Raw genomic sequence first — 11,839 nt, forward strand, 5'->3', positions numbered from 1 at the left:
TGATGTATAGCGATTTGATTTTTTCATAGTTCCAGTTTCTCAAGTTATTGAGTCTCTGGCAAACACGGGGCGATTCATAGCGATAATATAAAGCAAGCCCCAGCGGGCACGGTTAAAGCAAGTAGGGCTAAGTGCTCATAAAGCATAAACCCGCACACTCCACCTAATAAAAAGCCGGCAATAATAAGTATAAATATTACGCCTTTGCGGGTATCAAAGGGTTCACCTTTTAGCGCTTTGCCTATCATTAAACCTAGGTCGGTAAAAATACCGGTTAAATGAGTGGTGCGCACTACTGCGCCGCTGTAGTTAGTGGCAAGGGCGTTTTGTAAACCACAGGCAGCAGAGGCAAGCGTAATGCCATAAACATGGGCGCGGCTGAGTAAATAGGCGCTTAAAAGCAGCAATAGGCCTTCAATAAATAATAGGGTGTCGTAATGGCGCCCCAGCTTTAACGAGCCGCCGGTAAGTAAAAAACCAGAAAGGGCAGAGCCAAGCATAAAGCTCAGGACTACAGCCAATAGCAATAGTGCGCTAGAGATGTTACTCATTAATGTAATGCCAAGTAGCGTTACACTGCCCGAAAGGTGCGAAATAGCCTGATGCTCAAACCCTAATAACCCAATAGCGTTAACAATGCCAGCAATAAAGGCGAGTGTAAACGCGCCGTACTCAACCCAATTTGGTAATTTAGTTAACATTGCCTACCTTATTAATGCACACCGAATTGCGCTTTATAGCGTTTTATTTGCTCATCAACGAGTGTGGTGTCGACCACGCCATGCTTAAAAGCAATATAAACAGGTAGGGCATAGCCTTCAAGCTGCTTAGCATGTATGTTTTTATAGCCTTTTGAGTACCATAAGCCGGCTTGATAATTAGTTATAGCGTAGTCAACACGCTGTTTATCAAGCAAATCAAACGTGGCTTTAGTGGAGAGTGAATGCATAAAGTTGCTTTGTTTAATCTTGTATTCTTTTGTCAGTACACTGGGTAATTTAACGCCTCTTAGCATAGCAATGCGTGAATTTGATAAGTCATTATTAAGGTTTGCTTTTTCTGTGCTAAATAAACCAAATTGGGTGGTGTGTAGTGGCTCAGTGGTAAATTCTAAATATTGCGCACGCTCGGTATTATTTGCCAGCGCAAAGTAACAATCGTAGTAACCTAACGTCATTTCTTTTTTAATACGAGCCCACGGTAAATGCACCAGCTCAATGGTTACTTTTAAATTACGCTCTATAAAAGTTAAATAGTCTATGTCTATGCCTGTAAAGGTATGTGTTTCATCGTCATAAATTGTAAAAGGCGGGTAATGGGTAGTTGCACAGCGCAGCGTTTTATTAGGCGCTGCTAATAATAGCGAAGAAAAACTAAAAGCTAAAAGCAGCAGTAATGTGCGCATAAATGTAAATCCGATTTTTTCTTATGTTAGTGTGTTTATTATACAGCGATATTCGGTTTTGAGGTGATGATCTATGTATTTTTTCTTCTCGTATAAGTTTAAATTTTAAGAGATAACCATGTTTAACGCAGAGCAGCAATCGCGAATTATAGAAATGGCGTGGGAAGACAGAACCCCCTTTGAGGCTATAGAGCAGTTATACGGGCTTAATTATTCACAGCTGGTCGTGTTTATGCGAGAGCATATTTCAAAGGGTAGTTTTAAAGTGTGGCGCAAACGCCACGCAGGGCGTAAAACCAAGCATTTAAAACTGCGAGACCCAGCCATAATGCGCAGCCATTGCAAAACACAGTACAAGCCGAGATAAATAGCTGCTTGCAGTTTCATATGATGTTCAGGCGTGTTTGATAATCTTTAGCTATTAACATTATTAGAGATTATTTATGAAAGCGTTTTTATATACTGTTTTTTTAGCGGGTGCCCTGGTTAGCGTTAATGCACAGGCAAAGCCCGACAAAGACAATCACGGCCATAAAAATGGCCACCATAAACATCAGCAGCACAACTATAAAAGCAGTAAGAAACTATCTAAAAAGCAGCAAAAAAAGTTAGTGCGTGCTGGGTGGACGCCACCAGGGTTAAGTAAGCGTTACCATAGAGGCGATTACCTAGACCGCAATGTATATAAACAAGGCCGCGTTATTGAACGTTCTAGAGATAATGGTACAGTAAGTATAAAAATAGACAGTACAGTTATACACATGGTGCACGATACCCGAGAAATACTTTCAATTTTAACTCGTTAAGTACAATTTATAAGGATATTTAAATGCTCATTGCACTGGCTATAATCATCGGCTTTTTTTTATTAGTGACCTTATTACCTATGTCGTACAGTCAGCACTACTTAGTGCGCAGCTGCGACTTTGTTCGACTACAGGTATTTTATATAGCCAGCGCTGTTGCAATTATATCGTTTTATTTACTGTGGCAAAGCGGCAATAGCGGGTATTTGTATACTGCTTTAACCGCATTACTAACCATGGCATTACAAGGTAAGTGGATATTTCCTTACACTTGGCTTGCTAAAAAAGAAGTTAAAACGGCCTCCGTGAGCGAAGAGCACAGTGTAAGAATCATGTCGGCTAATGTGCTTATGTCAAACCACAATAGTGAGCAACTAATCTCACTGGTTGATAAACACCAGCCCGATTTATTAATTACCCTTGAAAGCGACAGCTGGTGGGAAAATAAATTAGCTGTTCTTAAAAAAAACTACCCCTATTATATTGAATGCCCTAAAGACAACCGCTACGGCATGCATTTATACAGTAAATTTAAAATTCTTGATGCGCAAATATGTGAGCTCATTGAAGATGATATTCCTTCAATTCATATCCTGTTCGAAAACAATGAAGGCCTTGAAATGCAAGGGCACTTTATACACCCCGCGCCACCAAGTCCCACTGAAGAAGACTCATCGCGCCCACGCGACTCAGAGCTAATAATGGTCGCTAAAGCACTTAAAAAGCCAACACGCCCGACCATTGTAGCCGGTGATTTAAACGATGTAGCATGGTCGCGCAGCACCCGTTTATTTATGCAAATAAGTGGTTTTTTAGACCCACGTAAAGGCCGTGGTTTTTATAACACCTTTCACGCAAGTTACTTTTTTATGCGCTGGCCGCTCGACCATTTATTTCACAGCCAAGGCTTTAAAGTAAAGCGCATTAAGCGCCTTGCAAAATATGGCTCCGACCACTTTGCACTGCTTACCGAGCTGGTGTTTGAAAATGCTAAGCAGCATTCATTAGAAGATAAACCAAAAGAGCTAAAGCAAGAAGAAATTCAAGAGCTTGCTATGAGCAAAGCCGATAAGCGAAAGGTGCCAAGGTTTGAGAAAAGCTAGTTGTTAGCTGTTAGTTGAATATGGTTTTAACTTGAACGCTCAGGTTTAATCCATGATATTTCTTCAGACTTGATAACTTCATCAGACAGTGTAGGTCGGATAAGCGAAGCGCCATCCGACACAGTAAAATACCTTACCAATTATAATCAATATTTATGTTGTTGAGTGCCTCATGGCGTGAAGCTACCTTCCAGGTTTAACTCATTTCTGCCCTTTTCGAGTTAGCAAATTGCATATTTTGCAAATTGGTTTTGCCCCATTATGAGTTTGCGCAACAGAATAGTATGTTTTTCATTCAGGAATACGCCCTACAATTACTAATGAGGAGCTTGTAAAACAGCTTTCTGATTGATGTGTTCACATCAAGCTCTTAACCTTACGACTCTCGTGAAATTGCAAGTATAAGCGGGTAAATTAGATATACCGATCCAGTTTCGTGGTTCGGCTTCTTCTTGAAATACGACCAATGACAGAAGTGTTACACGCATAGTCTAACAGTTGATGTACACAATTAATCCACAAGCAACTCTATCGAGCTATTATGGTTAGATCGCCCAAGTGCATGTTTATCATTGAGGTAAGCCAAGCGTTGCTTGTTTTCGTTTACTTAGTGCAGAGGAGACTATTCGATAGGATTCAGACAGGTAATACTTCAGCTCTTCATCAAGTTTCCCGTCGGTATCGGTTTGCTGGATCCATTTCATCCCTCGACTAGCAAAGTATGGAGCAGGACGGTAGCCATCATGGTTACACAAAAACTCATAATTCAGGTTCGATGCTTTGAATGTGTATGCTGTCGTGCCTCCTTTTAAAGTAAAGCCAATCGCATACACCTTTCCCCCCACCTTCCACACATGTGAGTTTCCCCATTGCATGACATAGGTTGAGGATTTTAAAGCTTCACAAAATTGATTGAATTCATCGTGTTTCATACCCCTGTATTCCTTATCTGATGCTTTTTAAGCTACTTAGCTCACTTTAGCTACATTGGCTTTATAAGTGAAAAAGCGAAAGCTTTTAAGAAGCGGACTTTCCTAAAATCAGAGACATAACTGGAATCCCCGTTATTTTTGAACTTCCGATTATGTAGATTGTGGCAGCGAGCAGATCCATTAATGAAATAGGAATAAATGCCATTGGCGCGATACCAAGCAGAGCGGCATAGCTGACAACGAAGAAGCCAAAAAGTCGAACAAGGCCATTCCACACAATTATAGGAGCACGCCTAGGTAAGTCTGAGACAGCCCAAAGTAATGCTGCCCCGATACTTATAAAGAACGAAGCGAGCACAAGAGTAACAATGAATGAACTTGGCTTAGGAGAAAGAAGCTCAGGGATCATGATCCCAATCGCGACAGGAAAATTAAAAATGGCGGTAATTTGTACAAATTTCTTAAACATATTCCTACTCAATCATTTGAATGTATCGGTTGACTAGGACTTATTTTGTAGTGATCAGTAAGTAATGTCAATATTTTTTAGCGATAACTACAGAATAGGTTTCACCCCTTATCCTCGTTGCAAATCAATCACACAGACTGCATGAAGAATTCGCTTATGATCTGTCATTTACCAGAACAACAAAAAAGAGTTTGCCAACTTACAACAAGACTCAAACGGCGATACTCACCATAACAATAAGCGACACAAACTCCTTTACCTTTTCTCTCCCCAATCAAATGAAAGGGTTGTTCGAACTAATTCTGCATCGTTCACTAAAAAATATTTAGTTATAGCTTTGACATTACTTAGTGATCGATACGGAATGTTCACCCTGGCGTGGTTGCAACAGATATGGCAGATATTACTGGTTTAAGTGAAATGGCATCGTCACCACAATAGTATTACTGACCGCTGCTCGTCTGTATCGAATTGAGTGCGTAGTCCATGACCGATTCTGCAACTTGCTGTGACTCACCCGCTCGAATCTGAGTAGAAAGCCCATAAAGAACCGATAGCAGGTATTTTGTCTGCAGTTCTGCGGTCTCTGACTCAGTTATTACACCCTCAGACTCGATCAAGGTAGTGATCAAGTTTTGGGTTTTCAATCCAAATTGATTGATGTACACCGTAGCTTCTTCAGGAAAGGCAACGCTGTCAGACTCATTGACGCTTTTTACTAATAAACACCCCAGCGGGGTATCAGCACCTGAAAACTCTTGAATCAACTCATAGAAACACGCTCGTAACCTTTCTATGAAAGGCGCGTCTGAAGGCTCTGTGATATGGCGATAACACGGGTCACTATATTGCGTGATGTAATGCACGATCACTTCTTTGAATAGCTTCTCTTTGTTGCCAAAAGCAGCATACAAGCTAGGCGTATTGATCCCAAGCTCTGAGGTTAAATGCGCCACAGATGTAGCTGCATAACCGTTGTTCCAAAATATGCGCATTGCCTTATCGAGTGCGATCTCTCTGTCAAACGCTCTTTTTCTTCCGGCCATTACCGATGGTGCTCCTACCTAAAGTATATTGATCGATAACTATTTTGTAGTATTCACTAAAAAATGTCAATTTCGTTGTTGACTTGCTTTATCGATCGGTACAGAATGCATTCATACAATATGTATCGATCACTACAAAATATTAATGACCGTGCAGACGATTTTATGAATACTAACCAATCTGTAGGAAAAAATAATGACGATTAAAGCATTAAGAACACCAGAAGAACGTTTTTCAGTACTCCCTGCGTTTCCTTATCAACCTAATTATGTTGATGATCTCGGGGGATATGAATCGCTGCGAATGGCGTATATTGATGAAGGTGATAAAGACTCGGAATACACGTTTCTTTGTTTGCACGGTGAACCAACATGGAGTTATCTATATCGTAAAATGATCCCAGTTTTTACTGCTGCAGGTCATCGTGTTGTTGCCCCTGATTTATTCGGCTTTGGCCGCTCAGATAAGCCTATTGAAGACTCTGTGTACAACTTTGAGTTCCACAGAAACAGTCTAATTCAATTAATTGAACACTTAGATCTTAAAAATATTGTGTTGGTTTGTCAGGATTGGGGCGGGTGCCTTGGTTTGACGATACCAATGGATATGCAAGATCGTTTCAAAAAACTTATTGTGATGAACACTACTATCTCAAATGGTGAACCGCTGGCCGAAGCCGCAGTACAGTGGATGGCTTTTAATGAAACAATTTCAGAATTACCAGTAGCAGGGATCATAGCATGTGATGCTGGAGCAGCTGTCAATGTGATGGACGCAATTGCGTATGATGCGCCATTCCCTGACAAAAACTACAAAGTTGGCGTGAAACGATTCCCACAGATGATCCCAACGAATGCTGATGATGATGCGGTGAAGTATGGACTTCGTGCGATTGAGTTCTGGTCAAATGAATGGAGCGGTGAAAGCTTCATGGCGATAGGAATGAAAGATGCAATCTTAGGTGAGGCCGCCATGATGCAACTTAAAGCGGTTATCAAAGGTTGTCCTGAGCCAATGAAAATTGAAGAAGCTGGTCACTTTGTTCAAGAGTATGGTGTTGAAATAGCAGAGCAAGCTCTTGCTTCATTTACTATGAGTTAGTTGTACTCATTCAAACCTGACAGTTGTCTATAACTCGACTCGGCATCTGTCAGGTGATATCTGAAAACCAACCTCTATATATTTATCCTATCCCCAATGAATAAAGTCTTGATCATAAGCATTTCCTCTGTTGCAGGTCATAAAGTTTCGCCAGCGAGCAGTGTATATGCAGATACTAAATTTGCCGTTCGTGCAATTAGTCAGGGGCTACGTATGGAGGTGGGTCGTAATATTCGCACAACTGTCATCTCACCTGGACTCATTGATTCTGAACTTAAACATGGCACCTCAGAAGCAACGAGCTCTCAATTTGTGAATGAGGTGTATAACGATGCCATTTCAGCGACGTCTATCGCTAATGCTGTCACTTATGTGATTGAACAGCCTAACGATGTTGATGTTAACGAGATTGTATTGCGCCCTACAGTACAAGAATTTTAACTGGCACTAACAGTATGTGCGGTCGATATGACGTGTGTCGACCATGATCTGTTGTAATGGATGAGTAATTTTGGACACCTGATTAGAGGTTTGCAATACCTTAGGTAATCCATGGGCTGCTAATTTAGAAGAAGTACTGACACAGTTCTGTCCAAAAACGAGTTTACTGACCGTTTGCTCACCACTCTTACCTGCCTAGCTAAGCCAGGTTGTCTAAATTCTATGCTCAGTATTAGTCAATTGACAGCTTTGTTTTTGATTTCTCTCACAGTGTTTACGGTTTTAAATACACTTGTTGTATAGATCTATTCGTGCATAAAACCATGCAGATTCGTCCATAAAAAAGCCTAAAAGTGATTGCTCACCTTTAGGCTTAATAATATTTTTTAAAACACGTATAAATATTCTTTAAATACGTGTATCTCAGGTGTAGCTAAATTAGCTATTAATCATAATACATTTGATATTCACAAATTCGCGCATACCAAAGCCGCCGTGCTCTCGGCCGTAACCACTTTCTTTAACACCACCAAACGGTAGGTTTGGTTGGGCAAGGCCGTAACCGTTAATGTTGATCATACCGGTATCAAAGTGCTTTTTAGCCAGTTCAATGGCTTTTTTCTCATCTTTAGAGAAAATACCACCGCCTAAACCATAGCGAGAGTCGTTGGCGATGCGCATTGCATCGTCGTTGTCTTTTGCTTTAATTAGCGAGGCTACAGGGCCAAATAATTCGTCATCGTATGCTGGCATGCCCGGCGATAAATTATCAAGAATAGTCGGTGGGTAGTAGTAACCTGTTTGCGATGGCACTTCACCGCCTGTTACTACATTTGCACCTGCTTCAACAGATTGCATTACTTGGTCGTGAATTTTATCGCGTAAATCTTCACGAGCCATTGGGCCTAAATCGGTATCTTCGGCCATTGGGTCGCCCATTTTTAATGCTTCAAATTGCGCTTTAATTTTTTCTTTAAAGTCATCATATAGTGATTCTACAACCACAAAGCGTTTTGCCGATACACAGGTTTCGCCGTTGTTGATCATGCGCCCTGTAACACAGGTTTCAACAGCAAGGTCTAAATCTGCATCATCAAGTACTAAGTAGGCATCGTTACTGCCAAGCTCAAGCACTGTTTTTTTAACGTATTTGCCTGCTTCTTCAGCTACTTTTTTTCCGGTAGCGTCACTGCCTGTAAATGTTACGCCACTGATTGCTTTGTGTGAAATAAGCGCGCTGGCAGTTTTGCCATCAATAAGTAAGTTGCTAAAGCAATATTCAGGGAAGCCCGCTTGTTTAAACAGGGTATCTATTTTCTCTGCCATACCAAATACATTACCGGCATGTTTAAGTACGGTGGTGTTACCGGCCATAATGTTAGCTGCACTGTAACGAATTACTTGGTAAAGCGGGAAGTTCCAAGGCTGAATACCCAATAAAACGCCCGTTGGTTGGTAGCTAACAATAGCGCGGCCGCCATCCATATCGCGCTCTTCATCGCCTAGTACTTGTGGGCCGTTTTCGGCTGTGTAACGACAAATACCAGCGCACAGTTCAATTTCTTGAAAACCTTGCTCGTACACTTTACCCATTTCTTCGGTCATTAGCTTAGCAATGGCTTCTTTTTGCTCTTCGAATAAAGAGGCTAGTTTATTTAAATACTTAGCACGCTCGGTAAATGAGGTTTGGCGCCATTTTAAATATGTTTCGCGAGATTTTTCTACTACCTGCTCAGCTTCCTCTTGAGAAAGCAGCGTGTAGGTATCAATGGTTTGTTCAGTTGCGGGGTTGATTGTTTTAACTGTGTTACTCATTTTTATCTCCTTACAAATTAGTTATCAGTAAGGGTGCAAACACAAAGCCAGTTTGTTTTATAAAGTAAAATAGGGTTTAAGTTATTGAATAGTGGTCGCTTTAAATTTAATTATGGGATGTAAATAAAAAGCGAGTGATGAGGAAGCAGTAAAAAATACTGCTTTATGCAAATTTTACAGCCTTAGTAAAACAGTTGCTGTGCTATTTGTTTTAGTAGGTAAGTTTCACGAATGATAGACAGCCCTTGCTTTTCACTAAGGCTCATTGTGCGTTCGTTGTGTGCAATGGCGTCGTATATATTGACCCATTTAGGCGTCATACCATTTTGTTGCTCGTAATGTTCAAGCTGTGCTTTGCCAAGCTCTTTGTCTGTATCGCATAAATAGCAATACGACTGTATGTGTATAATATCAAAGTCGTCTTTGTACCAAGGGCGGTACTCTTCGTATAACCCAAAGGGTTTAATAACCTGTATATTTTGCGCGCCAGTTTCTTCGCTAAGCTCTCTTATTAACCCTTGCTCTAGGGTTTCACCTTCATCTACACCGCCGCCGGGTAAACTGTAGTCTTCGTAGCGATTGGTATACATTAATAAAATGTGTGCATCTTTAATCACAATGGCGCGGCCTGTGCGGCGGGTAAATTGAGTGCCTTGGTTTAAATTTATGCCAGGGTGGACCATTGTTTTTAATAATTGCATTTTGTCTCCTTTTTAAAAGCAAAATTATATCAGCTGGTATACTTAGGCGAGTAGTAAAAATAATTCTAATTATTTTTAAAAATTATGATCGGTATGGCTTAAGTTTACGTACATACTTGGTTGTTAAAATTAAACGTTAAAAGACTCAATAGTTTAATCATTTTTAAGAGATTCTAGTAGCCCCTTTTATTTGCAAAATAGGGTGCGTAGAATAAGAAGAAAAGCATAGGGATTTATCATGTTAAACATACTTTTAGTCGATGATGACGTTGAATTTAGTGACGTTGTTTGCCACATTGTCGAATTCCTCGGGCACAACATTTGTACTGCAACTAGCTTAAAAGAAGCACATCAATGGTTTGAAAATAATACCTTTGATCACGTGTTGCTCGATTTTATGCTGCCAGATGGCAGTGGTCTTCATTTACTCGATCATTTAAAAATGATTGGGCAGTCTCCAAAAGTGACGCTTATTTCTGGCCACCCTTCAGTAAAAGGGATTTTGGCAGACATGTGTGAGCAAGATGTTGGGCATTTATTAAAGCCGCTGCAACGCGAAGACTTAGAGCTGGTATTAAACGGCCCTAAAAAAACAGCTAAAAAAGCTAAAGTTCCGGCTATTACTCGCCATTTTAATAGTTTAATTGGTGAATCAGAGCCAATGCAAAAGCTTTACACCATGATAGAGCGCGTAGCAAAAACCAATGCGAACGTGATGCTAATGGGGGAAAGCGGTGCAGGTAAAGAAGTGGTCGCCCAAGCAATTCATAACGCAAGCCAATGCGAAGGCCCTTTAGTGGCGAGCAACTGTGGTGCTTTGTCTAAAGAGTTAATAGGTAGTGAGTTATTTGGCCATGAAAAAGGGGCTTTTACAGGTGCAATTGCCCGTAAAGAAGGTGTGTTTGAGCAAGCAGACGGCGGTACGTTATTTTTAGATGAAGTAACCGAAATGCCTATAGATATGCAGCCAAACTTACTGCGTGTGCTTGAAACTAAAAAAGTAACACGTGTAGGCGGCAATCGTGAACTGCCTATAAACTGCCGCGTTATTTCTGCGACTAACCGTTCGCTGACCGACTTAGCGCAAAACAATATTATTCGTGAAGATATTTACTTTAGACTTGCGGTTTTCCCCATTGATATTCCTGCGCTGCGTGAACGAAAAGAAGATATTCCACTGCTTGCGAAAGCCTTTTTAGAGCAGCTTAACGATGAAAATGGCACTTCGTTTTATTGGCACAACGAGCAGCTAAAAGAACTACAGCAATACGAGTGGCCAGGCAATGTGCGTGAACTTCGCCACGCTATCCATCGCGCCTTTATTATGAGCGACCCACAATCGAGCGAAATTACACTTCCGGATAACTTAGAGTCGCCGTTTTCGCGTGTAAATACGCAAGTGGCCGACAACCATGTTTCGGCTGGGCAAACCATTGAAGAAGTCGAAAAAGAGTTAATCCACGCCACGCTAGATAAGGTGCAAGGTAATAAAACGCTAGCTGCGCAAATGCTAGGGATCAGTACAAAAACATTGTATAACCGATTAAACGCATACGGCGGAATTGGAGAATATAAATAACCTGAACTCTGAATAATAAACCTATCTCTAGCAGCTATTTTCAACGTTAACTGCGTTAAATTTGCTTGCAATAGGCCAGCTATTGACGCGTAAATTCGCCTTGTTTTCATTGAAAATCTCTGGCTAGAGAAAAGAATTTGATTATCACTATAATTTAATATTTTAGTGGCTCTCTTAATCAGAGTTCAGGTTGAATAAGTATAGGAAGTAATATGAGTGATGAAAAAGAAGTTAATACGCTAAATAAATTGGTACATGATGCAAGAGCTCCACTGAATAGAATTTCTATGAATGCAGAGCTCATTAAACTGGTATTAGAAAACGATATGCCAAAAGACAAAGCGTTAGCAGCACTCGATAAAATAATTTCAAACTGTCAGCAATGTAGCGAGAGCTTGCAAAACATTACTGATTTTAATAACAAGTAGTCATTTAAAATT

The 11,839-nt window shown here is 40.6% G+C and carries 13 protein-coding genes and 1 pseudogene; 7 read left to right on the forward strand and 7 right to left on the reverse strand.

Annotated elements, in window-relative coordinates; genetic code table 11:
* Nucleotides 1-74 precede the first annotated feature (74 nt).
* On the reverse strand, nucleotides 75-701 hold the full coding sequence (locus MSC25_RS18625) for a YoaK family protein (RefSeq protein WP_248444271.1): 627 nt from the start codon (nucleotides 699-701) through the stop codon (nucleotides 75-77).
* An 11-nt stretch (nucleotides 702-712) separates the two neighbouring features.
* Nucleotides 713-1,405 (reverse strand): transporter substrate-binding domain-containing protein, encoded by a 693-nt coding sequence (locus MSC25_RS18630; protein ID WP_248444273.1) that lies wholly within the window; start codon nucleotides 1,403-1,405, stop codon nucleotides 713-715.
* Between the two features lie 118 nt (nucleotides 1,406-1,523).
* On the opposite strand from MSC25_RS18630, the gene MSC25_RS18635 reads away from it, so the two are divergent.
* From MSC25_RS18635 to MSC25_RS18645, 3 genes are all read left to right on the forward strand, one after another.
* Complete coding sequence (locus tag MSC25_RS18635; protein ID WP_054983514.1) at nucleotides 1,524-1,772, forward strand: TIGR03643 family protein; 249 nt, start codon at nucleotides 1,524-1,526, stop codon at nucleotides 1,770-1,772.
* 76 nt (nucleotides 1,773-1,848) lie between these two features.
* Nucleotides 1,849-2,211 (forward strand): hypothetical protein, encoded by a 363-nt coding sequence (locus MSC25_RS18640; RefSeq protein ID WP_024031662.1) that lies wholly within the window; start codon nucleotides 1,849-1,851, stop codon nucleotides 2,209-2,211.
* A gap of 23 nt (nucleotides 2,212-2,234) precedes the next feature.
* Nucleotides 2,235-3,314 (forward strand): endonuclease/exonuclease/phosphatase family protein, encoded by a 1,080-nt coding sequence (locus MSC25_RS18645; RefSeq protein WP_248444275.1) that lies wholly within the window; start codon nucleotides 2,235-2,237, stop codon nucleotides 3,312-3,314.
* Between the two features lie 569 nt (nucleotides 3,315-3,883).
* On the opposite strand, the gene MSC25_RS18650 is transcribed toward MSC25_RS18645, so the two are convergent.
* The 3 genes from MSC25_RS18650 to MSC25_RS18660 all read right to left on the reverse strand — a co-directional run bounded on the left by MSC25_RS18650 (nucleotide 3,884) and on the right by MSC25_RS18660 (nucleotide 5,761).
* The gene (locus MSC25_RS18650) at nucleotides 3,884-4,246 is read right to left on the reverse strand and encodes an MmcQ/YjbR family DNA-binding protein (RefSeq protein ID WP_096740067.1); all 363 of its coding nucleotides are present in this window, start codon (nucleotides 4,244-4,246) and stop codon (nucleotides 3,884-3,886) included.
* Between the two features lie 85 nt (nucleotides 4,247-4,331).
* Nucleotides 4,332-4,715 carry a hypothetical protein gene (locus MSC25_RS18655; protein WP_055254558.1) on the reverse strand — a complete coding sequence of 128 codons (384 nt, stop codon included), beginning with the start codon at nucleotides 4,713-4,715 and terminating at the stop codon, nucleotides 4,332-4,334.
* A 443-nt stretch (nucleotides 4,716-5,158) separates the two neighbouring features.
* Nucleotides 5,159-5,761 (reverse strand): TetR/AcrR family transcriptional regulator, encoded by a 603-nt coding sequence (locus tag MSC25_RS18660; RefSeq protein WP_096740066.1) that lies wholly within the window; start codon nucleotides 5,759-5,761, stop codon nucleotides 5,159-5,161.
* Nucleotides 5,762-5,957: 196 nt separating this feature from the next.
* Between MSC25_RS18660 and MSC25_RS18665 the strand changes: the two genes are divergently transcribed.
* The gene (locus MSC25_RS18665; RefSeq protein ID WP_096740065.1) at nucleotides 5,958-6,863 is read left to right on the forward strand and encodes a haloalkane dehalogenase; all 906 of its coding nucleotides are present in this window, start codon (nucleotides 5,958-5,960) and stop codon (nucleotides 6,861-6,863) included.
* Nucleotides 6,864-6,977: 114 nt separating this feature from the next.
* A pseudogene (locus MSC25_RS18670) lies at nucleotides 6,978-7,304 on the forward strand (SDR family NAD(P)-dependent oxidoreductase); the annotation flags it as partial.
* A gap of 438 nt (nucleotides 7,305-7,742) precedes the next feature.
* On the opposite strand, the gene MSC25_RS18675 reads toward MSC25_RS18670, so the two are convergent.
* Both MSC25_RS18675 and MSC25_RS18680 read right to left on the reverse strand, forming a co-directional pair.
* Nucleotides 7,743-9,119: an NAD-dependent succinate-semialdehyde dehydrogenase gene (locus MSC25_RS18675; protein WP_248444279.1), complete on the reverse strand. Its 1,377-nt coding sequence runs from the start codon at nucleotides 9,117-9,119 to the stop codon at nucleotides 7,743-7,745.
* 182 nt (nucleotides 9,120-9,301) lie between these two features.
* The gene (locus tag MSC25_RS18680; RefSeq protein WP_248444281.1) at nucleotides 9,302-9,820 is read right to left on the reverse strand and encodes an NUDIX hydrolase; all 519 of its coding nucleotides are present in this window, start codon (nucleotides 9,818-9,820) and stop codon (nucleotides 9,302-9,304) included.
* A gap of 238 nt (nucleotides 9,821-10,058) precedes the next feature.
* On the opposite strand from MSC25_RS18680, the gene MSC25_RS18685 reads away from it, so the two are divergent.
* Entirely contained in the window at nucleotides 10,059-11,399 is a 1,341-nt protein-coding gene (locus tag MSC25_RS18685) for a sigma-54 dependent transcriptional regulator (protein ID WP_024031667.1), read from the forward strand.
* 212 nt (nucleotides 11,400-11,611) lie between these two features.
* Nucleotides 11,612-11,827, forward strand: a complete 216-nt coding sequence (locus MSC25_RS18690; RefSeq protein WP_004588505.1) for a hypothetical protein — start codon at nucleotides 11,612-11,614, stop codon at nucleotides 11,825-11,827.
* The last annotated feature ends 12 nt before the right edge of the window (nucleotides 11,828-11,839 follow it).

This window comes from Pseudoalteromonas sp. 1CM17D, assembly GCF_023161805.1.
In the GTDB taxonomy this organism is placed as follows: domain Bacteria; phylum Pseudomonadota; class Gammaproteobacteria; order Enterobacterales; family Alteromonadaceae; genus Pseudoalteromonas; species Pseudoalteromonas atlantica.